At 71.6% G+C, this 25,014-nt stretch carries 24 protein-coding genes; 12 read left to right on the top strand and 12 right to left on the bottom strand.

Features of this window, described 5'->3' with window-relative positions:
• Window positions 1–72: 72 nt before the first annotated feature.
• Window positions 73–354, top strand: a complete 282-nt coding sequence (locus ABJD39_RS15035; RefSeq protein ID WP_431357841.1) for a HalOD1 output domain-containing protein — start codon at window positions 73–75, stop codon at window positions 352–354.
• A 39-nt stretch (window positions 355–393) separates the two neighbouring features.
• Here ABJD39_RS15035 and ABJD39_RS08725 read toward each other — a convergent pair whose 3' ends face one another.
• Both ABJD39_RS08725 and ABJD39_RS08730 read right to left on the bottom strand, forming a co-directional pair.
• On the bottom strand, window positions 394–738 hold the full coding sequence (locus ABJD39_RS08725) for a DUF7344 domain-containing protein (RefSeq protein ID WP_348607199.1): 345 nt from the start codon (window positions 736–738) through the stop codon (window positions 394–396).
• Between the two features lie 132 nt (window positions 739–870).
• The gene (locus ABJD39_RS08730; RefSeq protein ID WP_348607202.1) at window positions 871–1,836 is read right to left on the bottom strand and encodes a DUF5787 family protein; all 966 of its coding nucleotides are present in this window, start codon (window positions 1,834–1,836) and stop codon (window positions 871–873) included.
• A 131-nt stretch (window positions 1,837–1,967) separates the two neighbouring features.
• Here ABJD39_RS08730 and ABJD39_RS08735 point away from each other — a divergent pair, with 131 nt between their 5' ends.
• The 4 genes from ABJD39_RS08735 to ABJD39_RS08750 all read left to right on the top strand — a co-directional run bounded on the left by ABJD39_RS08735 (window position 1,968) and on the right by ABJD39_RS08750 (window position 6,219).
• Window positions 1,968–2,735 carry a hypothetical protein gene (locus ABJD39_RS08735; RefSeq protein WP_348607205.1) on the top strand — a complete coding sequence of 256 codons (768 nt, stop codon included), beginning with the start codon at window positions 1,968–1,970 and terminating at the stop codon, window positions 2,733–2,735.
• A gap of 125 nt (window positions 2,736–2,860) precedes the next feature.
• Complete coding sequence (locus ABJD39_RS08740) at window positions 2,861–4,093, top strand: threonine synthase (protein ID WP_348607208.1); 1,233 nt, start codon at window positions 2,861–2,863, stop codon at window positions 4,091–4,093.
• 340 nt (window positions 4,094–4,433) lie between these two features.
• Window positions 4,434–5,189, top strand: coding sequence for a coenzyme F420-0:L-glutamate ligase (locus ABJD39_RS08745; protein WP_348607211.1), 756 nt, complete (start codon window positions 4,434–4,436; stop codon window positions 5,187–5,189).
• A 43-nt stretch (window positions 5,190–5,232) separates the two neighbouring features.
• The gene (locus ABJD39_RS08750) at window positions 5,233–6,219 is read left to right on the top strand and encodes a 5,10-methylenetetrahydromethanopterin reductase (RefSeq protein WP_348613624.1); all 987 of its coding nucleotides are present in this window, start codon (window positions 5,233–5,235) and stop codon (window positions 6,217–6,219) included.
• Window positions 6,220–6,258: 39 nt separating this feature from the next.
• Here ABJD39_RS08750 and ABJD39_RS08755 read toward each other — a convergent pair whose 3' ends face one another.
• Entirely contained in the window at window positions 6,259–6,498 is a 240-nt protein-coding gene (locus tag ABJD39_RS08755) for a hypothetical protein (protein WP_348607214.1), read from the bottom strand.
• 122 nt (window positions 6,499–6,620) lie between these two features.
• Between ABJD39_RS08755 and ABJD39_RS08760 the strand changes: the two genes are divergently transcribed.
• On the top strand, window positions 6,621–6,881 hold the full coding sequence (locus tag ABJD39_RS08760; RefSeq protein WP_348607216.1) for a DUF7573 domain-containing protein: 261 nt from the start codon (window positions 6,621–6,623) through the stop codon (window positions 6,879–6,881).
• Window positions 6,882–6,930: 49 nt separating this feature from the next.
• Here ABJD39_RS08760 and mutL read toward each other — a convergent pair whose 3' ends face one another.
• On the bottom strand, window positions 6,931–8,619 hold the full coding sequence (mutL, locus tag ABJD39_RS08765) for a DNA mismatch repair endonuclease MutL (RefSeq protein WP_348607218.1): 1,689 nt from the start codon (window positions 8,617–8,619) through the stop codon (window positions 6,931–6,933).
• A complete protein-coding gene (gene mutS, locus ABJD39_RS08770) occupies window positions 8,616–11,336 on the bottom strand; it encodes a DNA mismatch repair protein MutS (RefSeq protein ID WP_348607221.1) in 2,721 nt (906 codons plus the stop codon). The genes mutL and mutS overlap by 4 nt, the downstream gene beginning before the upstream one ends.
• A gap of 293 nt (window positions 11,337–11,629) precedes the next feature.
• Between mutS and ABJD39_RS08775 the strand changes: the two genes are divergently transcribed.
• The 5 genes from ABJD39_RS08775 (at window position 11,630) to ABJD39_RS08795 (ending at window position 18,906) form a co-directional block, all read left to right on the top strand.
• A complete protein-coding gene (locus tag ABJD39_RS08775) occupies window positions 11,630–12,667 on the top strand; it encodes an AAA family ATPase (RefSeq protein WP_431357842.1) in 1,038 nt (345 codons plus the stop codon).
• Between the two features lie 2 nt (window positions 12,668–12,669).
• Window positions 12,670–13,806: a DUF58 domain-containing protein gene (locus ABJD39_RS08780; protein WP_348607224.1), complete on the top strand. Its 1,137-nt coding sequence runs from the start codon at window positions 12,670–12,672 to the stop codon at window positions 13,804–13,806.
• Window positions 13,803–16,160: a DUF3488 and transglutaminase-like domain-containing protein gene (locus tag ABJD39_RS08785; protein ID WP_348607227.1), complete on the top strand. Its 2,358-nt coding sequence runs from the start codon at window positions 13,803–13,805 to the stop codon at window positions 16,158–16,160. The genes ABJD39_RS08780 and ABJD39_RS08785 overlap by 4 nt, the downstream gene beginning before the upstream one ends.
• Window positions 16,161–16,277: 117 nt before the next feature.
• A complete protein-coding gene (yciH, locus tag ABJD39_RS08790; protein ID WP_073307091.1) occupies window positions 16,278–16,571 on the top strand; it encodes a stress response translation initiation inhibitor YciH in 294 nt (97 codons plus the stop codon).
• A 181-nt stretch (window positions 16,572–16,752) separates the two neighbouring features.
• Window positions 16,753–18,906, top strand: a complete 2,154-nt coding sequence (locus tag ABJD39_RS08795) for a CARDB domain-containing protein (RefSeq protein ID WP_348607231.1) — start codon at window positions 16,753–16,755, stop codon at window positions 18,904–18,906.
• Here the strand turns inward: ABJD39_RS08795 and ABJD39_RS08800 are convergent.
• The 4 genes from ABJD39_RS08800 to ABJD39_RS08815 all read right to left on the bottom strand — a co-directional run bounded on the left by ABJD39_RS08800 (window position 18,895) and on the right by ABJD39_RS08815 (window position 20,950).
• Complete coding sequence (locus ABJD39_RS08800; RefSeq protein ID WP_348607233.1) at window positions 18,895–19,269, bottom strand: rhodanese-like domain-containing protein; 375 nt, start codon at window positions 19,267–19,269, stop codon at window positions 18,895–18,897. The two genes, ABJD39_RS08795 and ABJD39_RS08800, sit on opposite strands and share 12 nt — an antisense overlap.
• Before the next feature lie 79 nt (window positions 19,270–19,348).
• Complete coding sequence (locus ABJD39_RS08805; RefSeq protein WP_348607235.1) at window positions 19,349–19,960, bottom strand: NUDIX hydrolase; 612 nt, start codon at window positions 19,958–19,960, stop codon at window positions 19,349–19,351.
• The gene (locus ABJD39_RS08810) at window positions 19,957–20,358 is read right to left on the bottom strand and encodes a hypothetical protein (protein WP_348607238.1); all 402 of its coding nucleotides are present in this window, start codon (window positions 20,356–20,358) and stop codon (window positions 19,957–19,959) included. The genes ABJD39_RS08805 and ABJD39_RS08810 overlap by 4 nt, the downstream gene beginning before the upstream one ends.
• A 31-nt stretch (window positions 20,359–20,389) precedes the next feature.
• On the bottom strand, window positions 20,390–20,950 hold the full coding sequence (locus tag ABJD39_RS08815) for a DUF5809 family protein (RefSeq protein ID WP_348607241.1): 561 nt from the start codon (window positions 20,948–20,950) through the stop codon (window positions 20,390–20,392).
• 155 nt (window positions 20,951–21,105) lie between these two features.
• Here ABJD39_RS08815 and ABJD39_RS08820 point away from each other — a divergent pair, with 155 nt between their 5' ends.
• Window positions 21,106–21,381, top strand: a complete 276-nt coding sequence (locus ABJD39_RS08820) for a hypothetical protein (protein WP_348607244.1) — start codon at window positions 21,106–21,108, stop codon at window positions 21,379–21,381.
• Between the two features lie 78 nt (window positions 21,382–21,459).
• On the opposite strand, the gene ABJD39_RS08825 is transcribed toward ABJD39_RS08820, so the two are convergent.
• The 3 genes from ABJD39_RS08825 to ABJD39_RS08835 all read right to left on the bottom strand — a co-directional run bounded on the left by ABJD39_RS08825 (window position 21,460) and on the right by ABJD39_RS08835 (window position 24,933).
• Window positions 21,460–22,014, bottom strand: a complete 555-nt coding sequence (locus ABJD39_RS08825) for a DUF5810 domain-containing protein (RefSeq protein WP_348607247.1) — start codon at window positions 22,012–22,014, stop codon at window positions 21,460–21,462.
• A gap of 67 nt (window positions 22,015–22,081) precedes the next feature.
• A complete protein-coding gene (locus tag ABJD39_RS08830; protein WP_348607249.1) occupies window positions 22,082–22,666 on the bottom strand; it encodes a GNAT family N-acetyltransferase in 585 nt (194 codons plus the stop codon).
• 281 nt (window positions 22,667–22,947) lie between these two features.
• Entirely contained in the window at window positions 22,948–24,933 is a 1,986-nt protein-coding gene (locus ABJD39_RS08835) for an aconitate hydratase (RefSeq protein WP_348607251.1), read from the bottom strand.
• Window positions 24,934–25,014 lie beyond the last annotated feature (81 nt).

Consider the following 25,014-nt stretch of genomic DNA (forward strand, 5'->3'; position numbering starts at 1 on the left):
CAACAATTCTATCCCTGTAGACGCAGTACCTCGTCACGCGATGGTAAAACTACGTTGGCAAGTACTGTCCCGATGTCGCGGCACGAACCGGAGATCACGGTGAGTGAGGCCTCATGGGGCAGTAGCGGCGACCTGTGCGTCAAAATTGTCGAGGCGGTATCGGACGCGACGGGTCGTTCACCGACGGATCTCCCACCGCTTCAGCACTCAATCGACGGCGACGCTCTCGGCGCACTGATGGCCGGTGCCGCCTCATCATCGCTCCAGATCGAGTTCAACTACGCCGGTGTCGTCGTCAGCGTCGATCGGAACGGCGTCGTCGCGACAGATTCCGGGATCGGGTGGTTTCGATAGCGCGATCACAGTGACCTCCGGCGACGGCTGCCGTCGCTGTCACTCGCTCCCGGACTGGTCCGGTTCGTGACCGTCCTCTCGGCGAGGGATGACGGCTTGCAGGAGCGAGGCGACCGCGTCGAAGCCGGGGCCGCGCCGAACCGTCCGGTCCTCGGGATCGTAGTCGATCACCTCAGCGTCGTGTAGCTTCGGCAGGTGATTGTGCACCAACTGGAGTCGGACAGTGTCGGCCCCGGTCGCAGTCGTGGCGAGCGACGCCGTCAGCGACTCCACGGTGACCGGCTCGTCCGCGCCAGTCAGTCGGCGGAGGACCTCGCGCCGCTGGCGATCCGAGAGAAGCCGGAGTGCCGTATCGGTCGTAATCTGATGACCGCCTCGGTTCATTGTAGTATCCACCATGCTTGATTGAACGATCGCTGCACTGGACGTGTATACGATAGTCGCTGGCTGTAGGTCAAAAAACGGCGGCTGTCACTCCGATCCTCACAGTCTCGACCGACGACGTGTCGCCGGCGGCTACCCGAACCGGTCCAGCCCAGCCTGTCGGCGAACCACTCCCGGCGGGTCACGAACCCACGGCGTGCGCTCGGCGCGGAGCGCGTCGCCCTCTGCGGCTGTCGTCGCCACGTTGTCCGGATCCCACCCCGGACACGACTCCCCGCAGTCGCTCGCGGGGTCGACGACGCGGTCGAAGTGGGCACACCGGGGACGGCCGTCGTCGGTCGCCTCGCAGTTCCCGCAACCGGGGAACTCGTAGGTTCGCCAGCCCTTCCCGTAGGCGCGCTCGGCGATCCGGCGGCGCTTTCGGGCTTTCTCGTCGGCGCTCACGAGCGCCACGTCCGTCCGTCCGGGGTGCTCGGTGAGCAGCTCCACGCCCGGGCCGTCGGTGTCGAGTGGCGTCGCCTCGCGAACCACCTCGCGGTCGCCCATGTCGGGGTGGAAACGCCAGACGCCGACCGCCTCGGGGAGCCGGTTCAGGTGGGCGCCGGTGACGTGGCTTTCGGTGGCGAGGACGACGCGGTCGAACAGCGCGAGGCTCGTGTCGACCCGGAGCTGTCGCCGCAGGTCGCCCGGGCGCCCGAGGTCGGGTTTGTTCTCGATGGCGACCAACTCGCCGACCCAGTCGTCGGGGTAGCGCGTCGCCTTGCGGACGTAGCGCGTGCCGCCGCGGCGCTCCTCCGTGAAGAAGCCGCAGTCGACGGCGGCGTCGGCGACGCCGCGGGCGCGGTCGGGGTGCGCGTCGACCGCCTCGGCGACGGGGACTGCCTCCCCGACGCCGGCCGTCGACTCGACCGCCTTCGGCGGGATCGTTCGGTCGGTGATGCGGGCGCGGTCGTCGAACGCCGGCCCGGGAACGAGCCCGACGACGTCGACGACGCGGCTGCCCGGCGCCGCGACGGCGCCGCCGAGCTGGCGCGCGAGCACCCAGTCGGTCGCGCGCTCGAGGTGGGCACACAGCGCCAACTCGAAGCCGAACTCCATACCGGGGCGCGGGACCGGACGGGCAAAAGCGCTCGCACGCGACGCGGACGCGGCCGCCGGGTGGATCGGTCGCTATCGGCCGTGATACGCGCGACGACGGGCTTTTGTGTCGGACGGGCGCTCCGACGACCATGGACAGACGACGATTCCTCGCGGGGGCGGCAGCCGCCGGTGTCGCGGGATTGGCCGGCTGCGGGACCGCGTCGGGAACGGTCCGCCCGCCGCGGGTACCGGAGAACCGGCTTGAGGAGGGGGGATGGGAGCGCACGCGCGCGGACACCGAGGAGGTGCTCTCGCGGACGGTCGCCGGCGTCGACGTGACGGCGACGGCGGTCACCCGCGTGTACGACGACGCGGCGCTGCGCGCCGCGGTCTCGGAGAAGACGCTCGGGGCGCTCGACGCGCCGCTCTCGACCGTCTTCGCCAGCCGGATCGCCTTCTCGCCGAACCTCGCCGACGTCCCGTTAGAGTCGGCGCGGGAGGAACTCGCCGACCGCGCGGGCGAGGTCGCCCGCGGCCAGTTCGAGTCGCAGCTCTCGTCGGCGGGGCTCACGGACATCTCGGCCACCGACGCCGGGACGCTCGCCGTCGAGACGGGCGAGGACGCCTCGCTCACCGAGTACAGCGCCGCCTTCGCGTTCGACGCGCTGTCGTTCGACGTGCGCGGCGAGACAGTCACCATCGAGGGCGGCAGCGTCGCCGTCGAGGGGCTGCTCGCCTCGTGGATTCATGACGGTGGGCTCCTGATCGCCGGCGGGGCGTACCCCGCGGAGAACGTCGCCCGGACCGTCGAGCAAGACCTCTCGGAGGGGATCACCGTCACGGTCGACGTGGACCTGGGCCTCACGCCCGACGCGTACCGCGAGGAGGTCCGCGGGATCGTGACGCGCGTCGAGTAGGGCCGACCGTCCGCGCGGACCGCCACCGATCTCACTGTCACCGCCCGGACCGCCACCGATCTCGCTTCACCCCGCGGACCGCCGGATGCACAAGCGGTTAGTCGTGCCCCGCCGAGACGGCGCGTGTGCGAACCACCGACGCCTTCGTCGCGTTGCGCTGTATCGACTGCGACGCCCGCCACGACCCGAGCGAGGTGACCCACCGCTGTCCCGACTGCGGCGGCATCACCGACCCCGAGTACGACCTCGACGCGGTCGATCTCTCGCGCGAGGACCTCGAGTCGCGCCCGTTCGACTCGCTGTGGCGCTACGAGGAACTGCTCCCGTTCCCCCGCGAGGCGGCCGTTTCCATGGGCGAGGGGGCGACGCCGCTGGTCGAGTGCCCGACACTCGCCGAACGGATGGACGTCGGCGCGGTGTACATCAAAGACGAGGGCCGCAACCCGACGGGGACGTTCAAGGACCGCGGGCAGACGGGCGCCGTCACCGCGGCGGTCGAACACGGTGCCGAGTCGATCGCCCTGAACAGCGCCGGCAACGCCGGGCAGGCCGCCAGCGCCTACGCCGCCCGTGCGGGGCTCGACTCGCACGTGTTCCTCCCGGACCGCGCCGGCTTCACCCAGAAGGCGATGACGGAGGTCCACGGCGGCGACCTCCGGATCGCCGAGGGGGAGATCACCGACGCCGGCGCCGAGTACGCCGCGGCGATGGAACCCGGCGCCGAGGGCGACGAGGCGGGCTGGTACTCAACGAAGACGTTCGTGACGCCGTACCGCCACGACGTGAAGAAGACGATGGCCTACGAGACGATCGAGCAACTGGACTGGGACGTTCCGGACGCCGTGGTCTACCCGACCGGCGGCGGCGTCGGCCTGATCGGGATGCACAAGGCCGCCCTCGAACTCCGCGAGTTGGGGCTCACCGACGCCCTGCCGGGAATGTACGCCGCGCAGGCGGAGGGATGTGCGCCCGTCGTCCGCGCGTGGGAGGACGGTGCCGAGGCACACGAGGCGTGGACGGACATCACCACGGTCTGCAACGGGATCGCCGTCCCGGATCCGGGGGCGTCGCCGTGGATCCTCGACGCGATCGAGGAGTCCGGCGGCGGCGCGGTCGCCACCAGCGACGAGGCCATCCTCGACGCGGCGATCGATGTCGCGCAGGCGGAAGGGATCGAGGTCGGGGCGACGTGTGCCGCCGCGGTGTCGGGGGCGTTCGAACTCGCCGAGCGCGGCGATCTCGGCGACGACGACACGGTCGTGCTCCTCAACACGGGCGCGGGTAACAAGGACGTGGACACCCTGCGGAGCCACCTCGGTGCGCGCGAGGAAGCGGCCGAGAACGACTCGCCCGAGTAGATCGCGGACGCAACGCTCGCGGCGAAGGTTCTTCTACGGAGACGGGGACACTCACTCGCGATGTAGTACACCGCGAGCCCTCACGTGTATGCCACACAGCCGCGGCTCGGGAGTCGATATCGGGCGGCTCGGGTGAATCCCTCGTCACACGGGGCTCGGTGGGGGTAACCCTCGTCACGGCCGCCCGGTCGGGTGTATCCGGTCGGCGCGTATCACTCCTTCCCATCGTCGTCACCGCGTCATTCGGCGGCGCCGCCGTGGTCGACGCGTCGCGGATGCGAACACCGGACACGTGTACCACCACCGGCGCGCTTTTGCGGGCGACGACCGCAGATGTCGTATGGAGCTATTCGCCGTCCCCGACCTCCCCGAGATCCGGGAGGGGGACGACCTCGCGCCGCTCATTCGAGACCGGGTTGACCTCCGCCCGGACGACGTGGTGTGTGTCGCCTCGACGGTCGTTTCGAAGGCCGAGGGCCGCGCGTTCGACCTCGACGACTTCCCCGCCGGCCCGCGTGCCCGGGAGCTCGCCGCTCGCCTGGAGGAGATCTCGGGCGACGAGAAGGACCCGCGCTTCGCGCAGGCCGTCCTGGAGGAGTCGACCGAGGTGATCATGGAGGCGCCGTTCCTGCTCACCGAGTCCCGATTCGGGCACGTCGGCGTCAACGCCGGCATCGACCGCTCGAACGTCCCCGAACACGACCTCCTCCTCCTGCCGACGCGACCGTCCGAGTCCGCCGAGGGCATCCGCGAGGGGCTGGCGGCCGACCGGGTGCTCGTCACCGACACCTGCGGCCGGCCGTTCCGCCACGGGCAGCGCGGCGTCGCCATCGGCTGGGCCGGCATGGCACCCGCGCGCGACTGGCGCGGCGAGGCCGACCGCGACGGTCGAGAGTTGGGTGTCACCGTCGAGAACGTCGCCGACGAGCTCGCCGCCGCCGCGAACCTCGTCGCCGGCGAGGGCGACGACGGAACCCCGGTGGTCGTCGTCCGCGACTTCGAGTGGGGCGACCACGGCGAGTCGGACGCGCACTTCCGCGACGTGGACGGCGACCTGATCCGCCAGGCGGTCCGGGGGTGGGAGTTCGATGAGTAGTCCGACCGAGGCCGACGGCGATCCGGCGGACGCGACGGCGCCGATGCTCGGCATCGAACTCGCGCCCGAACACCCGGTCGACCGGATGGTCGAGCTGGGAACGCTCGCGGAGGAGTCGGGCTTCGACTCGCTGTTCGTCTCGCACCACTACAACAACCGCGACGCGTTCTCGGTGCTCTCGCGGCTGGCGGCCGAAACCGAAACCACCCGGCTCGGCCCCGGCGTCGTCAACCCGCTGGAGTTCCACCCGGCGACGCTCGCCTCGAAGGTGGCGACGCTCGACGAGGCCAGCGGCGGCCGCGCCGTCTTCGGCATCGGCCCCGGCGACCCCTCCACCCTGCGCAACCTCGGGCTCGGCGACGAGCGGGGCCTCCGTCCGGTGCTGGAGGCGTTCAAGACCGCACAGAGCCTGTGGGGCGGCGAGCGCGTCGACGGCGCGTCCACGTTCGACGCCGACGACGCCGGCCTCAACTACACGCCGCCACAGGGCAGTGACATCCCGGTGTACGTCGGCGGCGAGGGGCCGCACATGTGCCGGATGGCGGGCAAACACGCGGACGGACTGCTGTTCAACGGCTCGCACCCCGACGACCTCGCGTGGGCACGCGAACAGGTCGAGCAGGGGAAATCCGACCGTCCGGACTCACGTGGGGAGTTCGACCTCGCGGCGTACGCGGCCGTCAGCGTCGCCGCCGACCCGGACGAGGCGCGGGAGGCCGCCCGGCCGCCGGTGGCGTTCATCGCCGCCGGCGCGGCCCCGCCGGTGCTGGACCGCCACGGCGTCGACGCGGACCGCGCGGGCGACATCGGCGACCGAATCTCCGCCGGCGACTTCTCCGAGGCGTTCGAGTTGGTCACGCCCGCGATGGTCGACGCCTTCTGCATGGCCGGCGACGCCGAGGTGGTGGCCGAGCGGATGGCCGCGGTGCTGAATCACGCCGACTCGCTGGTCGTCGGCTCGCCGTTGGGCCCGGGTCTCGACGCGGCGATCGAGCTGGCGGCCGAGGCGGCCGCTCGCGCGACGGAGTAGAACGGCGGAGAAGTTCGCTTGGGCTTCGAGCCGGCCGGTTCAGCGCTGGCCGCGGACCCGCTGGCTCTTCGCCGGGAGGTTGCCGATGCCGACCTCGTAGCCGAGCGCGCCGAGCGCGAGGTAGCCCAGCACCAGCGACGCGCTGCCGACGAACGCGGCGCCGAACAGGAACGAGACGAACGACAGCGGGTCCCGAAGCGCCACGTCCGTCACGAAGATGACGATCAGGTCGACGACGCTGGTGACCAGCCGGGTGAGGAAGTCGATGACGGTTACCATGCTGGCGCTCGGTCCCGCGGGAACTTGAGCGTTGATGTGTCGGGGCCGACTGCGGGCGGTGTCCGATCGCCGCTGCGGCGCCGCTCGCCGGAGTTAACTTCGCGCCGACGGATCGAACGACCGTGTCGGAGGATCACTCGCTGGAGGAGTTCGCCGCGGGCGACGACTCGACCGCGACGGCGCCCGAGGACGGGCCTGCGGACGAAGCGGCTTCGGACGACGGCACCGCCGGCGAGGACAGTTCGACTGACTCAGTCGAGCCCGTCAACGCCACGTACGACTACTCGCCCGACGGCGCGCCCTGTTCCGTCTGTGGCGAACGGGTGACGCGCCGCTGGCGCGACGCCGGCGACTACGTCTGTGCCGACTGCAAGGAGTGGTGAGGCGCGCGGGCCTTCGCCGCCGGCGACGCCCCCGCCACGCGCGCCGGGCTCATCCGGAACCGTGGCGCTCGAACCCCTCCGCCAGCGTCGACGCCGCCACCGACAGCACCGTCGGCCGGCCGTGTGGGCACGCGTAGGGCTGCTCGCACTCGCCGAGCCGCTCGACCAACTGGGCCGCCGTTTCACGGTCGAGCGCGTCGCCGGCCTTCAGCGACGGGTGGCAGGCCAGATCCGCCAACAGGCCTTCCCGGATGGCGTCCGTGCCGCCGCGTCCGCCCGACTCGCGCAGGTCGGCGGCGACCTCGCGCAACGCCCCCGCGTCGGCGACGCGCCCCAGCGGCGCCGGCACCGCTGTCACGCGGTAGGTCGTCCCGCCGAACGGGTCGACCGAGAAGCCGAGCGTCGATAGTTCATCGCGGTACTCTTCAACGCCGGCGGCCGCCGGCGGGTCGAGCGTCACCGTCTCCGCCGGGTCCAACTCGGCCGACGGAACCGCCTCGTCCGCGAGCGACGCCCGGAGGCGCTCGAAGTTGACGCGCTCGTGGGCCGCGTGCTGGTCGACCACCAGCAGGTCGTCGCCTGACTCGCAGACGACGTACAGGTCGCGGAAGACGCCGAGCACGGTCGCGTCGGCGAAGTCCGACTCGGCCGCCCCGACGGGCGCCAGCGAGGAGTCCAGGTCCATCGCCACCTCCCCCGATCTCCGGAGGTCGGCGGTCGTCAGCGCCTCCCGAACGCCCGCCTCGACCGCGTCTGCGACGGCGTCGCCGCCGCGGATCGCGACGCGCTCCTTCGCGGGGTGGACGTTCGGGTCGACAGCCCACGCGGGGAGGTCGAGGTGGACGACGGCGACGGGCTCTCGGCCGGCCGGAAGCAGGCTCCCGTACCCGCGGGCGACGGCCCGGCGGATATCGTCGTCGCGGACGGGCCGTCCGTTCACGGCGACGTGGACGTGATCGCGCGTCGAGCGCGTCGTCGACGGGTAACAGAGGCGCCCTTCGAGCGCGAGGTCAGCAGCGCGATCGGCGAGGTCGACCCCGGAACGGTGGGTGACCGCCGTGGACTCGCCGCCGGTCTCTCGGCCGTACAGCGCGACGAGCGCGTCGCGGAGCCCGGTACCGGGCGTCGACGCCGTCTCGCGCCCGTCGTGTTCGAGCGAGAACGCCACGTCGGGGCGGGCGAGCGCGTACGAGGTGATCAGCTCGGAGATCCGGCCGAACTCCCGCGCGGGCGACGCCAGCGACTCCCGACGTGCGGGCCGGTCGTCGAACAGGTCGGTCACGACGACCGTGGTGCCGCGGGCGCGCCCGGCGTCCTCTACCGTCTTCTCGCCGTCTGTGACGGCCACTCGCGTCCCGACGGCGGAGCCGTCGTTGGTCACGAGTTCGAGGGCGCCGGCGTCCGCGACGGCGGACAGCGCCTCGCCGCGGAAGCCGAGCGTCGTCGCCTCGACGAGGTCGTCGGCTGCCCGGATCTTGCTCGTCGTGTGCGGTTCGACCGCGCGGACGGCGTCCGCGCGGCCCATGCCGCGCCCGTCGTCGGCGACGCGGATCCGGCCGGTGCCGTCGCCGTCGATCGCCACTTCGACCCGGTCGGCGCCGGCGTCGAGCGCGTTCTCCACGAGTTCGGCGACGACGCGGGCGGGACGGGTGATCACCTCGCCGGCGGCGATGCGCTCGACGGTCGCCTCGGAGAGCTCGCGGACGGCGGGAGCGTCGGTCTCGGCGTCGCGGCTCACGATCGCTCACCGCCGGCGCCGGTGTCGCCGTGGTCGGTGCGGTTGCCGTCGCCATCGCCCGCCTCTTGGGCTCGACGCTGGAGCTCGTGGAGTCGGTTCAGCGCCTCCAGCGGCGTCGTCTCCGCGAGCGGGAGGTCGCGGAGATCCGCGAGGAGGTCGGCGACCTCGGGGTCGTCGCGAGGCGGTTCGGAGATGGTCGACGGGGACGACGTATCGTGCCCGTTCGTCGCGATCTCGTCGAGCGTTCGCTGGGGCGTCGCGTCGGCGGGATCGGCGTCGGGTGTCGATCCTTCCTCGTCGCGCTCGGCGGCGACGAGATCATGCGCGCGGGCGACGACTTGTTCGGGGACGCCGGCGAGGTCGGCGACCTCGACGCCGTACGACGAGGAGGCGGCCCCCTCACGGATCCGATGGAGAAACGTCACCTCCCCGTCGCGCTCGGTCGCCGCGAAGTGACGGTTCACGACCCGGTCGTACTCGTCGGCGAGATCCGTGAGTTCGTGGTAGTGAGTCGCGAACAGTGTCGTCGCGCCGGTCTCGTCGTGGAGGAACTCGACGGCCGCGCGGGCGATCGCTTGCCCGTCCGTCGTCGACGTGCCCCGGCCGACCTCGTCGAGCAGGACCAGCGAGTCGCCGGTCGCGTCGTGGAGCACGTCGGTCAGCTCGCGCATCTCGCGCATGAACGTGGACTCGCCGCCGGCGATGTCGTCGCTGGCGCCGACGCGGGTGAACACCCGGTCGACCACGGGGAGACTGGCCTCGTCGGCGGGGACGAACGACCCCGCCTGCACGAGCACGACCGCGAGCGCGACCTGCCGCATGTACGTCGACTTCCCGCTCATGTTCGGGCCGGTGATCAGCGCGACGGTCCCCCGCGGGAGGTCGGCGTCGTTCGGGACGAACTCCGTCTCAGTCTCCTCGACGACGGGGTGGCGGGAGCGATCGAGATACACGCCGTCGGCGCCCATCTCCGGGCGGACGTAGTCGCGCTCGACGGCGACGGTCGCGAGCGCCGCCAGCGCGTCCACGCGGGCGACGGCGTCCGCGAGCGCGCCGATCCGGTCGGACTCCTCGGCGACCCGGTCGCGGAGGTCGGCGAACAGCTCGTACTCCATGGCGTCGGCGCGCTCCTCGGCGCCGAGGATCTCGTCCTCGCGGCGCTTCAGCTCGGGCGTGTAGAACCGCTCGGAGTTCTTCAGCGTCTGGCGACGGGTGTAGTCGTCGGGAACCTTGTCGATCTGCCCGTTCGTCACCTCGATGTAGTAGCCGTGGACCTGTGTGTAGCCGACCTCCAGGTTGTCGATGCCGGTGCGCTCGCGCTCGCTCTGCTCCAGGTTCGCGATCCACTCGCGCCCCTCGCGGGCGGTCGTCCGGATCTCGTCGAGCTCGTCGTCGTGGCCCGCGCGGATCACCCCGCCCTCGGTGATCTCCTGTGGCGGCTCCTCGACGACGGCCGCGTCGATCAGCTCGCGGAGGTCGTCGAGCGGGTCGAGGTCGGCGCGGACCCCGGCCAGCGCGTCCACGTCCGCGACCGCGTCGCGGATCCCCGGCACCGCCGCGAGCGTGTCGTGGAGCGAGCGGAGGTCGCGGGCGTTCGCGCGGCCTCTGGAGATCCGTCCGGCGAGCCGTTCGAGGTCGTACGCCGCCGAGAGTGCCTCGCGAACCTCCTCGCGTACGAGCGTGCGCTCGGCGAACGCCGCGACCGCGTCGTGGCGCGCCTCGATGGCCTCGCGGTCGACGAGCGGCCGCCGCAGCCACGCGCGCAGGCGGCGCCGCCCCAGCGCCGAGCGCGTCTCGTCGAGCGTGTCGAACAGCGTCCGGCCGGACCCCACGTGGTTCTCGAACAGCTCCAACCCCCTGAGCGCGGTCGCGTCCAGCCGCAGCGAGCGCCGCGGGTCGTACCGCCGGACGCGGCGGACGTACTCCAGCGGGCCGTCGTCGCCCTGGGTGTACTCGGCGTACGACAACAGTGCGCCGGCGGCGACGCGCTCGGCGGCGCCGAAGCGCTCCGGATCGGCGTAGCGGTCGAGCACGGCACGGGCGGCGTCGGGCGTGAACGTCTCCGGGTCGCGCTCGGTGTGCATGCAGTCGGCGCCGTCGACGACGGCGGGGTCGGCTCCGGGGCCGCACAGCAGTTCGGCGGGGCCGATCCGCGCGAGTTCCTCGTCGACGGCGGCGGCGTCGCCGCCGGTGACGGCGCACTCGCCGGTCGACACGTCGACGTGGGCGACGCCGTAGGCGGGACCCTCGATCTCTGCTTCCGGTTCCGTCCCGGAACTCCCCTCCGCGGTCGCCACGCAGGCGACGTAGGTGTTCGACCCCGCCGCGAGCAGCTCCTCCTCGACGACGGTGCCGGGGGTGAGCACCTGCGTGACCGCGCGGTCGACGAGGCCGGAGGCCTCCTCGGGCTCTTCGACCTGATCGGCGACGGCGACGCGGTACTCGGCGTCGAGCAGGCGCTTCAGGTACTTCGGGGCGTTGTCGACGGGGATGCCGCAGGCGGTGTAGGTGCCGGTGGAGTCCTCCCGCTCGATCCGGGTGAGTTCGCAGATCCGGGCGACCTCGTCGGCGGCCTCGCAGAACGCCTTGTAGAAGTCGCCGACGCGAAAGAGCACGATCGCGTCGTCGTACTGCTCGGCGACCTCGACGTACTGCGCGAGCATCGGCGTCAGCTCATCCCGGCGGTCGAGCATCGTCGCCGGCGCTCCCGTGACCATGTGCTTGCCTGTGAGAGGGGCGGGCGAGCGGCGAAAGGGTTTCGCACCGGCCCGGTCGCCTCGCCGTCATCGGTGTGCGTCTTGGTCGCTCCACCTGAAGCGATCGGGGTCAGTCAGATCCGCTTGTCACTTCTCCGTTCGGGTCCGGAGCGCTCGGGATCACGCAGTATCGGTCCGGCATGATACACGTCCACATGCGGCAGAGTTAGGTCCGTCCGGCCCTTGATGTGGCCTGTGAACGGCACCCAGACAGCCCGCATCCGGGTGTATTCTTCCGCCGGGGTGTGCGCCGCGTGAGCGACGCAGAGGCGGAACCCGAGACCGAGCCGGACGTCGACGAGGAAGCGGACGCCGGGACGGCCGCGGACCCCGCCGCCGCGGAACGTGACGGGGAGGCCAGACCCACCCCGCTTCCCGTGTCGGAGGCGGCCGACCTCGTCGACCGCGTCACCGACAACGTCTCTCAGGTCATCGTCGGCAACGACGCCGCCATCGAGCACATTCTCGTGACCGTGCTCGGTCGGGGCCACCTCCTGTTGGAGGACGTGCCCGGCGTCGGCAAGACGATGCTCGCGCGCTCGCTGGCGACCTCCGTCGACTGCGAGTTCAAGCGCGTCCAGTTCACGCCCGACCTCCTCCCGTCGGACGTGACCGGGATCAACGTGTACAACCAGAAGCGCGGCGAGTTCGAGTTCCGTCCGGGGCCGGTGTTCGCCAACATCGTCCTCGGCGACGAGATCAACCGCGCGCCGCCGAAGACGCAGTCGGCGCTGCTGGAGGCGATGGAGGAGGGGCAGGTCACCGTCGACGGCGTCACCCGAACGCTCCCCGACCCCTTCACGGTCATCGCGACGCAAAACGACGTGGAGCCCGGACGCACCTACGAGCTTCCGCTGGCGGAGATCGACCGCTTCATGAAGAAGCTCCGGCTGGGCTACCCGGACCGGGCCGACGAGACGGAGATGCTGGGCCGCACGGCCGGCGAGCACCCGATCGAGTCGCTGGAGTCGGTGGCGACGACCGAGGAGCTGCGTCGCGCCCGCGCCACCGTCGGCGAGGTCGGCGTCTCCGAGCCGGTACGCGAGTACGTCACCGACCTGGCGACGTACACCCGCGAGCACGCCCAGCTCGGCGTGAGCCCCCGCGGCAGCATCGCCCTCGTGCGCGCCTCCCAGGCCCGCGCCGTCATCGACGGCCGCGACTACGTCGTTCCCGACGACGTGCAGACGGAGGCTCGGTCGGTGTTCGCCCACCGCGTGCGCCCCCGAACGGGCAGCGAGTCCGGCCTCGACGTGGTCGAGGACGCCCTCTCGTCGGTGGCCGTCGAGTAATCATGCGGCTCACCCGACGTGGGAAGGTGGTCGTCGCAGTCGCCGTCGTCGCCGTCGTCTCCGGGCTCGCGTTCGGCCCGCGCTCGCTCAACGCCGTCGTCGTCCCCGCGATCGTCGCGTTGAGCGCCGCGTACCTCCAACTGCGCTGGGTCGAGCCGCCGGCGGTCGCGCGCGACGTGCCGCCGGACGACCACGCCGGCCGGACGTACCCCGTCCGGCTGTTCTTCGGCGACCGCGACGGCCCCCGCCCGAGCGCCGAGGCCGGGATGGGCCGCCCGTTCGCCGGCGTCGTCCGCGAGCGCGTCGCCGACGGGGTCCGACTCGCCGGCGCGGACGACGGTGACGCCGACGGCGGCCTCGCCGTCTTCGAGACGGTCGTCGGCGCGGGTCCGGTCGAGTACGAGGTGACCTACGAGTCGCGCGGGCGCCACCGCCTCGGCCCGGCGGACGTGACCGCCCGCGACGTGCTCGGGCTCGCGGAGACCGACCTGTCGACGACGGCGACGAGCCAGGTACTCGTCTACCCCATCGTCCACGCCATCGCCGGCTGGGCGCGCCGCGATCTGCGCGCCCTCCACGAGACGGGCGTCCACGAGGAGCGCCGCGAGTTCGACCGCCTCCGGGAGTACGATAGCGGCGATTCGCTGCGCGACGTGCACTGGAAATCGACCGCCAAGCGGGACGACCTCATCGTGAAGGAGTTCTCCGCGGAGGCGGAGACGGAGGCGGTCTCGGTCGCGGCCGGCGCCGCCGCGGCGCCCGGCGCCGCCGACGCCATGGCCGAGGCGACCGCGAGTCTCACGCTCGCGCTCGTCGAGGACGGCGTTCCCGTCGACGTGTCGCTCCCCGACGGAACCCTCACCGTGACCAGCGAGCGCGGCAGCCAGGTCCGCCTGCTCGAACGGCTCGCGGTCATCGGCCCGGGCCGCGTCGCCGACGCGGACGCCGACGTGACGGTGTACGGCGAGGCCGACAGCGTGCGCGTCTCCGTGGCCGGGGAGGACCACGAGTTCGACGACTTCCGCTCGGACCGGCCCGCGACGTACGGCGTCTCGCGACCGGCCGCCGACGTCGACGGAGGGGCCCGTCGCGTCGGCGACCGCCGTGACCGCACCCGCAACGAGGAGGTGACCGCGTGAGCACTCCCGTCGGCGACCGGTTCGGCGGCATGGGCTCGAGGGGCTCCGGGAACGCCGACGGCGCCGCGGCCGCCGACCGCCGGGGCGGCGGCGGCAACGAGGGCGGAGGCGACCCCGGCCGGTACTCGGTCGCCGCGGCGGTTCGCTCCCCGGCTACACTGGGCGTGGGCCTCGCCGTCGCGTCGTTTCTCGCGGTGTTCTACCACGTCGTCGACGTGGTCGGCGGCGCGACGTTCCTCCTCATGGAGGTGGCGCTCGTGGCGGCGGCGGCGGCGTGGCTCGGGGGCTTCCTCCGCGAACGAACCGCCGTCGGCCTCGCCGCCGCCGGCTTCGCGCTCGCGCTGATCGGCTACTTCCTGTCGGTGCCGCCGTCGGCGCGCGCGCTGTTCACCGTCGGCCGCGTCGCCGGCGACGTGCTCGCGCTGCTCACGGGGCTGTCGGTACTGCGGCTGCTCAACGCCGGCGCGTGGGCCCTGTTCCTCGTCCCGGTGCCGACGTTCCTGTCGACGTATCTCCTCGTCCGCCGTCGCCACGTCGCCGCGGCGACGGTCGCCGCGGCCACGACCGGCTTCTTCGTCCTCACCGGCGACGCGGGCGCGGGCGTCGGCCTCGCGGCCGCGGTCGGTCTCACGCTCGCGGTCGGCTTCTCGCAACTGGCGGCCGCCGGACGGACGGGCGTGCTCGCACAGTGGGACACGATCGCGGTGGTCGTCGCCGCGATGGTCGTCGTTACCTCCGTCGTCAGCGTCGTCCCCGGGAGCGCGTCGAACCCCGTGATCCCCGGCGGCTCCTCCCCGACCGTCGAGTCGAGCCTGGTCGCGAACACCGATTCCATCGGCGTGCTCGGGAGTATTCGTCTCTCGCCCGAGGTTCGATTCACCGTTCAGGCCGAGGAGTCCGCGTACTGGCGCGTCGGCTCCTACGATCGATACACCGGCGGTAGATGGGTCAGGACGGGCGACACCAGCCCATACACGTCCGGATCGCTCGGCGAGCCGCCCGGCGAGAGCGAGCGGATGGTCCAGCGGGTGACCGCTCGCGGACAGCTCGATGCGCTGCCGGCGGCGTGGAAACCGGTCGAGCTCCGCGGCCGCACGGCCGACACCGCGCAGGTGACCGACCACGACGGGCTCAAGCCGGGAACGACGCTGCTGGAGAACGACACCTACACGGTCGTCAGCCAGCGACCGACCGCGACGACCGGGGAGCTCCGGCGTGCGGGGACTGACTACCCGTCGGCGATCTCCTCGCGCTACACCCAACTGCCCGAGAGCACCCCCGACCGTGTCGGCGAGCGCACCGCCGACGTGCTCGATCAGGCCGACGCGTCGAACCCCTACGAGGCGGCGGTCGCCGTCGAGCGGTACCTCGAACGGACGAAGGAGTACTCGCTCGACGTGCCGGCCCCGCAGGGGAACACCGCCGACAGCTTCCTCTTCGAGATGGACGCGGGCTACTGCGTCTACTACGCGACGACGATGGTCGCGATGTTGCGCACGCAGGGCGTACCCGCGCGGTTCGTCGTCGGCTACACGCCCGGACAGCGCGTGAGCGAGGACGAGTGGGTCGTCCGCGGGCTCGACTCACACGCGTGGGTCGAGGTGTACTTCCCCGGTCACGGCTGGGTCCAGTTCGACCCGACCCCGTCGGGACCGCGTGAGAGCGCCGAGCAGACGAGCGTCGAGGCCGCCCGTGAGGGGGGCGACGAGAACGTCGACGCCGCGGGCTCCGAGAACGGGAGCTACGAGACGCCGACCGCGACGCCCGACTCCGGATCCACGCCCTCGACCGGTCCGACGCCGGACCTCGGCGCGGTCAACCCCGGCGCCGACGGGTTCGGCAACGCGACGGTCGCCACCGCCGGCGGCGGGCTCACCGCGAACGCGACGCCGGCCGGCGGCGGCGGGTCCGACGACGCCGGCGACGGCGACGAGGGCTGGACGCCCACCGGGGAGGACGTCGCCGTCGGGGCCGCCGCGCTGGTCGGGCTCGTCGCCGGCGCGCGCCGGTTCGGACTGACGGGTCGGGTCCGGCGGACGGTCTGGCTGCTCCATCAGTCGAGCGCGGACCCGAACACGGACGCCGAGCGGGCGTTCCGACGACTGGAGTATCTCGCGTCGATCGTCTACCGGCCGCGCCGCCCCGGCGAGACGCCCCGGCAGTACGTCGAGGCGCTCTCCCGCGAGCGGTTCGGCGACCGCGCCCGCGCCGTCGCCGACGCGTACGAGCACGCCCGCTACGGCGGCGGCGTCGACGAGGCGGAGGCCCGACGGGCTATCGAGACGGTCGACGACCTGATCCGCCAGCACGCGCCCGTCCTGCGGCGGCTGGGCGGCGCCGGCGCGCCGCCGTGACCGTTCCGGCTCCGTCACCTTCATCCGGTTCTCCTCGACCGCGCGGCCGTGGCGTCCCGATCCGAATGCGAACACCCGACAGGATTTAATACGGCGCTCTTGTACGTTCGACCGGAAATGTCCGAGGTATGCTCGACGTGCGGACTGCCTGAGGAACTCTGCGTCTGCGAGGACGTCGCCAAGGAGTCCCAGGAGATCTCGATCCGTATCGACGAGCGCAGGTACGGCAAGGAGGTAACGGTCATCGAAGGATTCGATCCCAAGGACGTGGACATGGATTCGCTGTCGAGCGATCTGAAGTCCAAGTTCGCCTGCGGCGGCACCGTCGAGGACGGCGCCATCGAGCTGCAGGGGAACCACAGCGGCCGCGTCGAGGGGTTCCTCCGCGACAAGGGGTTCAACGTCGCGTGACCATCGGGCCGACCTGACACCCGCACTCGAGCAGTCGCGTTTCGTTCTTCCGTCTTTCCGCGTCGCCAGCGATGCGACCGTCTGATACATCGTCGCTGCCTCCCGCTGTGCCGTCAATTCGCCGTCACTCCGCCGGACGTGACGCCAACGGCTTTAGGTAGCGTCGACTTACCGCCGGCAGATGCAACAGCGAGGCCTCGCTGTGGTCGCCGTCATCGTGCTGATCTCGTCGCTCGTCGCACCCGCGGTCGCGGCCGCTCCGGCGTCGATGACCGAGCAGTCGGCCGCATTCGGCGGTCCCACCGAGCACGCCTCGCTCGCGGCGCCTGCGACGACACCCGCCGCCTCGCTGGCCGACGGCGACGACATCCGCCTCACGACGACGCTCGCGCTCACTCCGGACAGGCCGGGATCGGTCGCGGTCACGCTCCGGTTCCACGTTCCCGACCGCGTCACCGCGGTCGAGGCGACGATCGTGAGCAACGCCGAGTCAGTGACGACCGACGGCTTCTCCGCGACCGAGGGCGACACCTACGAGTGGGACGGAGACACGGCGACGCCGACGATCCGCTACCGGCTGCCGGCGAACCGAACCACAGCAACGGGACGGCTCGACCGACTCGGACCGCGATCCGCAGGATCGAGTCCGGACGGCGTCTCGGCTACGGCTGCCGGCGATGAAGGGTACCTCTTCGTCGACGCCGGCCCCTGGGCGCTCGTGTCGCTGCCGGGAACGAGTCTTTCCTGGCGCTATCGCGGGGACGCGGTGGGGCTCTCGCGGGAGGCGACGACCGCCGGCCCCGGCGCCGTCGGCGACCGCATCGCGTTCCTCGGCGAGCACACCGTCCGCGAGCGAACTGCCAACGGCCAGACGTTCCGGCTCGTCGTCCCGGCGGCGTCGGACGGCGCGATGACGGTTCGGCCCGATCGGGTACTCGACTCGTTTGCGGCGGCGTCGGGCGACCTCCGCGTCGGCGACCGCGACGAGTCGGTGTTCGTCGTCGCCGCGCCGACGGGTGTCGACTGGGCCGTTCGCGGCCTCCAGACGGGCGATGCGGACGCGTGGGTGCGCGCCGACGAACCGCTCGAGGACCCGCAAAGCGCGTGGCTCCACGAGTACGTCCACACCCGCCAGTCGTTCGCGACGACCGCCGAGACACGGTGGATGACGGAGGGTTCCGCCGACTACTACGCCGGGCTGCTCGCGCTGCGGCAGGGACTGACTGACTTCCCGGCGTTCGCCGACCACCTCGAACGCGGCGCCGAGGCGCCGTACGGGGACGACGTGCTCGCCGACCCGGGCACGTGGACGACGGGGACGCCGTACCGGAAGGGCTCGCTCGTCGCCGGCGAGACCGACCGCCGGATCCGACTGGCCAGCGACGGCGGCGCCACCTTCGCGACGGTGTTCGCGCGCCTGAACGCCGAGTCCGAGCCGATCTCCGGCGACCGGTTCCGCGCGCTCGTCGCCGACGCGGGCGACGAGTCGGTCGCCGACGAGACCGGGCGATACGTCCGGACGGACGCCGCGCCCGGAATGTGGTCGGCGTCGGCCCACGAGGCGGCGTTCGGGACGCCTGTGGCCCGCATCGCGGTCGACCCGCCGGCCGCGGTCCTCGCTGCGGGTCCCTTCCGGAAGGCGAGCCTCGCGCCGCCGGTCACGGTCGCCGTCGGCGAGACGCTGACCGTCCCCGTCGCCGTCTCGAACGTCGGCGGCGCCGCCGGCGACTACCGCGTCGCGCTCGCGGCGAACGACCGGACGGTCGACGCCGCGAACGGAACCCTCGCGGCCGGGGGGAACGCGACCGTGCCGCTGTCGTGGACGCCGACCGAGCCCGGAACGTACGCGCTGACGGTGCGCGGGCGCACCTACGAGGTGTTCGTCGAGGAGCCGTCGACGCCCTCGGTCGCCTCGGTGTCGCTGAACCGCACGAGCGTCCCGGCGGGGGATGCCGTGTTGGTGACCGCCGAGGTCGTCGCCGAGGGATCGGTCCCCGCGGCGGGAGATCTCGCCGTTCGCGTTGACGGCGAGACGGTCGCGACCGAACGCGTCCGCGTCGGTCCCGACGACACCGCGACGCTCCGGGTCACGATCCGGGTCGGCGAGCCGGGCGCTCACACCGTGTCCGTCGGCGACGCGAGCGCGTCGTTCGCCGTCGAGTCGGCGGACGGGGGAGACGGAACGGATGAAACCGGTTCCGACAGTGGGGCCGGCGACGGGCAAGCGGGCGGGACCGCCGCCCCCGTCCCAGGGTTCGGATTCGGCGCGGCCGCGGCGTCGCTGGCGGTCGCGCTCTTGCTGGCGCTCCTGAGGGGGCGCCGATCAGAAGGGTGACTGCGGGCCGTCGTCGGCCGCGGCGGCGTCGCCGCCGGCGTCCGCCGCGCCGGCCTCCAGTTCGCCACCCCACGCCTCCAGCCCGCCGGCCATGCTCTCGACGCGCGCGTCGGTCGTCCCCTCGAACGACTTGATGAGGTTCGCCGCCTGCACGCTCGCTTTCCCGTGCGGGCACACCGTTACGATGCGCTCGCTCCCCGAAAGCGACGCCACTCGGGTCGGGAGTTGGTTGAACGGGATGTTCTCGGAGCCGGGGATGTGGCCGCGCGTGTACGCCCCCGGCGAGCGAATGTCGACGACGCGGACGTCCGCGTCCTCGGCGAGGAGTCGCTCGACCTCCTCGGGCGTGATCTCGCCGTCCATGCCCGTGGGGTGCCGTCGCCCGGTGAAAAGCGCTCCGCCGGCGGCGATTCGAACCGCTCCCGGCCCGCCACCGCTTCCGTTACAGTAGTCCCTCCTCGCGAGCGAGCAGGATTCCCTCCAGCGTCGCGTCGTTCGTGGGCGGCGAGCGAACCACGTCGACCGCCTCGTCGACGGGGACGGTTCGCGGGACGAGGTACTCGTTGTCGTCCAGATCCTGCCCGACCGGCTCCAGCCCTTCCGCGAAGACGAACCCGCGGGTGTGCCTGAGCAGCCCGGTCGTGCACTGCACCTCCCCGAGCAGCGAGAGGGACCCCGCCTCGAACCCGGTCTCCTCGCGGAGCTCCCGACGGCCCGCGGCGGTGTACGACTCCCCGGCCTCGACGATGCCCGCGGGGAGTTCCAGCTGCGTGTTGCGGACGGTCGGCCGGTACTGTTCGACCAGCAGGAGGTCGTCGCCGGCGCGGGCGACGACGACCACCGCCGTCGCCAACTCCGACCAGTAGTACTTCTTCGTCGAGCCGTCGGGGTGCTCGACTAGGTCGTAGCCGGCGGTCTGCCAGCCGGTCTCGTACTCAACCACCGTCTCCAGCACGGGCCAGTCGGGCTCGCCCGGCCAGTCGTGGCGGCGGCCGTCGCCGAAGTCGGGTTCGTCGGAGGTCCAGTTCCCGTCGACAGGGGTGTCGTCGCTCACGGTTGGACGACGGTTACGCGGTAGCGGGTATCGTTGTACCGGACGAAGACGGCGTCGCCGTCGACGGCGTCCGGGGGCGCGAACTCTCGGAACGTCGCCAGCTCGTCGAACGGCGAGTGCGTGAACTGCTCTTTCAGGCCGTATTCCCCCCGCTGATACGCTTCGGAGCGTCCGTCGCTCGACTCGACCGCCGAGAAGAAGTACTGGAACCGCTGTTCGTCGACGCCGCCATCGGTCGCGTTCAGCTCGTAGGCGGGGCCGTCGGCCTCGGCCGCAGGGGCAGCCTCCAGGTAGTACGAATCGCCCGAACCGAGATACGAGGGGAGCGCCCCGAGCGCGAGGAGGGCGACGAGTACGACGATGATGGCCGCGAGGAACGTCCGCGTGACCGGTCGCATGGGCGCGGTAGGGGCCGACGGCGCAAACGCGTTATGCCTCGTCGGCGTCGAGGTCGCCGTCGCTCGTGTCGTTGTTGCCGCCGGTGCCGTCGTCATCGCCGTCGCCGTCCACGACCGGTCGGTATGCCCGGCCGAACGCGCGCCGGCGGAGCGTTCCGATCGCGGCCTCGCGCTCGGCCTGCCACGTCGCCGCGACGACGGGCTTGGTGCGCTCGCGCGTCGCGTCGCTCCCCGCTCGCCCCGAGGACTCGCATTGCTCGCCCTCGCCCTCGGGCGCGAACGCGACCGGGTGCCAGACGACGTTGTCGACGTTGTCGCTGCCGGCCATGTCTGACTCGTACTCCGGGTGGTCGTCGAGCCACGCCTCGTACTCCTCGCGCGTACCGACGTGGACGCGAAGCAGCGACGCGAACAGCGCGTCGCGGACGGTCTCGATAACCTCGCCGGTGACGCGCTCGGCGTACTCCTCGCGGTCGAACTCCATCGCCTTCGTCGCCTCGCGGACGGCGACCTTCGCGGCGGGCACGAGCGTGTCGTACTCCTCGCGCGCGGCCGCCGGCGTCGCCGGCGCGAGCGTCCCTTCGGTGTCCATACCCGTCGCTGGGAGCGTGCGAGTCAAGAGTCGTTCCCTTCGGGCGGCCGACCGCCAACCCGTCGGACGCCGCCGGTCGGGACACGAGACCTGAAAACTGGCTTGCAAGTGACAGCACAACACTGAGCTGCGTTCCGGGCCTTCGTACGGACGCTATGGACCTGTTCCAACAGCAGGACGCGAATTCCAGCGAGAAGATCGAGAAGAAAGCCGAGGAGGTGTCGGACTCGGTGCCCATGTCCGGGGGCGACCCGATCGCCGCCCTCGCGGCGGGATCGGTGCTATTCGCCTGGTACAAGTTCTACGCCAAGGGGGACAAACAGGGCGGCATCTTCGTGGGCCTGTGGGCGCCCACCATGTTCGCGGCGGCGGGCTATCTGCAGCAGAAGGACCTCGTCAGGAAGGTCAGACAGGGCCTCTCCTCGTTCTGAGGCGACGACCGCCCGGAGTACTCGCTCGCCGACCCGAGTCCGTTTTTGAGGCGTGTCGACCGCCCGGTAGCGGCCCGTTCACTCCTCGCCGTCGCTCCCCTCGTCGGCGCTCTCCGTCGCCTCCGCATCGTCGTCCCCTGCATCGTCGTCCCCCGTGTCACCGCTCCCCGTCGCGTCGCCGCCGTACATCTCCTCGGTGAGCTCTCGCGCCTCCGAGAGCACCGATTCGACCGCCTCGTCGGTCACGGCCCGCGCCATCTCTCCGGTGTCGCCGGCGGCGCGGCCGGCCGCCTCGGGGCGACCCGCGATCTCGTCCCCCTGGACGTGGTCGTGTCCGTGTCCGTGACCGGCGTCGGCGTGCTCACGGGTCGCGTTCGCTCCCCGTTCGCCTCGGGGGCTCCCTCCGGTCGCCCCCGCAGTGTCCTCGAACACCTCGTCGTACTCGGTCTCCTCGGCGAACTCGGTCACCTCCGTCGCCAGGTCCGCGGGGGTGCGGTCGCCCCAGTCGTCGACGTGCTCGTCGAGCCAGTCCTCGTGCTCGTCGCCGTGGAGCATGGCCGTGAACGCCAGGTGGTTCGCGAGGTGCTCGCCGTCGCGCTGGGGCGTCTCGCACACCGGACAGGCGTATCCCATACCCCGAATGGGGCGTCGAGCGTGAAAACGGCTGCCGTCCGCGGCCACCCCGTCGCCCGCCCGACGGTTACGTCTCGTCCGCGTTGCGCTCGCGGACCCACTCGCCCAGATCCAGTCGCATCACGAACGCCGCCTCGCCGTCGCCGTAGTATCGCGGGATCCGCCGCGCCGACCGGAACCCCTCGTCGGCGTACAGCGACTGCGCGCGGTGGTTACGCTCGCGGACCTCGAGCTTCACGGCGCTGGCGCCCGCCGCCGCCAGCTCCGACAGCGACGCCCGGAGCAGCCGGCGGCCGAGTCCCTCCCCCTGCGCGTCGGGGTGAACTGCCAGGTCCTTGATGTGGCCGATGTCCCGGCCGTGGTTCGGCGTCACGTCGCCGACGACGTAGCCGAGCACGTCGCCGGCGTCGATGCTCGCGGTCCCCCCGGTCGCGGCGTCTCGACCGCTGTCGTGGCTGCCCTCGGTGTCACCCTCGGCGACGAGGAAGCCGGGGGCGTCGAGCAGTCCCTCGAACGCCGCGTACGGCCACGGCTGCGTGAACACGGCCTTCTCGATGCGGAACACGCCGAGCAGGTCCGCCCGGTCGGCCGGGCGGATCCGCGGCTCGTCGGTCCCGTTATCGCTCGCGGCCGAGCCGCGCGAGGTGGTCACGACCCGGCCTTTGGAGTTCGCAGGGATAAGTGAACTGGCGGATGAGCGGCGAAGCCGCAACTCCGAATCGGTGATCGTGGTGCGGTGCGGCCGACGTATCGTACCGCGAGCGAGGGCCGTTAGGCCCGAGCGAGCGGCAGTTTTGTCATTACGGGAAATCTTCGATTTCCCGTCAGCAGTCGGATTCCTTCGGAATCCGACGGCATGAACGGGTTTTCAATGGGGGTTCCCGCAGCGCGAGCGGAGCGAGCGCGAGGAAACCCCCATCCGAAAAGCAGTTCTTAGTCGTCAGCGGGCGCCGCGCCGCTGTCGGTGTCGTGCTGCTGCTTCGTCCACGAGAGCTTCCCGCCGGCCGCGAGGATCTCGCGCTCGCGCTCGGAGGCGTCGAGGTGCGCCGTGGCCTCCCAGTCGTCGTTCACGCGGACGGTGAACTCGGTCTGGCCGTTGCGGACGCCCTCGCCCACGTCGTCGACGATCTCGATGTCGTCGCCCTGGTCGATGTGCTCGTACGTCTCCTCGTCGATGGTGAGGGGCACGAGGCCGAAGTTGAACAGGTTCGCCTTGTGGATGCGGGCGAAGCTCTGTGCGAGCACGCCCTCGATGCCGAGGAACATCGGGCACAGGGCCGCGTGCTCACGCGAGGAACCCTGACCGTAGTTCTCGCCGGCCACGAGGAAGCCGCCGTCGGCGTCCAGCGCGCGCTGTGCGAACGTGTCGTCGACGCGCGAGAGCGTGAACTCCGAGAGCTTCTGGATGTTCGAGCGGAACTTGAGGATGTCCGCCGTCGCCGGGATGATGTGGTCGGTCGTGATGTTGTCCTCCATCTTCAGGAGTGCCTCGCCCTCGATGTCGGAGGCGAGCACGTCCTTCAGGGGGACGTCGCCGATGTTCGGGCCCTTGATGAGGTCGTCGTCGACGGCCTCGTCGGGGCTGATGATGTCCGGGTCGGACTCGCCCATTCCGGGGCCGTACTTCGTGCCCATCTCGAGACCGGGCGCCTCGAGGTCGCCGAGCTCGTCGGCCAGGTCGCGCGGGTCGACGATCTCGCCGGTGATGGCCGCCGCCGTGGCGACCTCGGGCGAGCAGAGGTACACCGAGTCGTCCTCGATGCCCGAGCGGCCCTCGAAGTTGCGGTTGAACGTGCGCAGCGAGACGGAGTCGGAGGCGGGCACGTGGCCGATGCCGATACAGGCACCACACGTCGCCTCGGAGAAGTTGACGCCGGCCGCCATCATCTCCGCGGTCCAGCCCTCACGGGCCAGCATCTCGGAGGCCTGCTTGGAGCCGGGCGCGACGATCATCTCGGTCTTCTTGGCCACCTCGCGGCCCTCGATCATCTTCGCACCGGGGAGGATGTCCTCGTAGGCGCCGTTCGTACAGGAGCCGATGATGACCTGTTCGACGTCCTCGCCCGCGACCTCGCGGACGGGCACGACGTTGTCGGGCATCGACGGCGTCGCGATGAGCGGTTCGAGATCCGAGAGGTCGACCTCGATGGTCTCGGCGTACTCGGCGTCCTCGTCGGGGGTGAGCTCGACGTGCTCCTCCTCGCGGTCCTGGCGCGCCAGCCAGTCCTCGGTCTTCTCGTCCGTGCCGAAGATCGACGAGGTCGCACCGAGCTCGGTCCCGAGGTTCGTGATCGTCGTCCGCTCGGGGATGGTGAGGTTCTCGACGCCGGAGCCGGTGTACTCGAGCACCTTGCCGACGCCGCCCTTGACGGTCAGCTCGCCCAGCAGGTGAAGCGCGATGTCCTTCGCCGTCGCCCACTCGGGGAGCTCGCCCTCGAGCTGGACGTTGACGACCTCGGGCATCTCGACGTAGTACGGGCCGCCGCCCATGGCGACCGCGATGTCGAGGCCGCCCGCGCCGATCGCCAGCTGGCCGAGGCCGCCGGGGGTCGGCGTGTGGGAGTCGGAGCCGAGCAGCGTCTTGCCGGGCGCCGCGAAGTTCTCCTTGTGGACCTGGTGGCAGATACCGTTGCCGGGGCGGGAGAAGTACGCGCCGAAGGTCCCCGCCGCAGACCGGAGGAAGCGGTGGTCGTCGGTGTTCTTGAAGTCGAACTGGTACGTCTGGTGGTCGCAGTACTGCGCGGCCAGCTCCGTCTGGACCTCGTCGAGGTCCAGCGCCTCGAACTGCAGCCACACCATCGTCCCCGTCGTGTCCTGTGTAAGGACCTGGTCGATCTCGATTCCGATCTCCTCGCCGGGTGTCAGCTCACCCTCGACGAGGTGCTCGTCGAGAATCTGCTCCGTAATCGTCTGTCCCATATCGTCCGCATATCCTCGCTCGGCGGATATAAATCCGGCGAGTTTCCACCCCGACGTTCGTGATAGACCACCGCTCCGTCC

This window comes from Halobaculum rarum, from assembly GCF_040025155.1.
Taxonomy (GTDB): domain Archaea; phylum Halobacteriota; class Halobacteria; order Halobacteriales; family Haloferacaceae; genus Halobaculum; species Halobaculum rarum.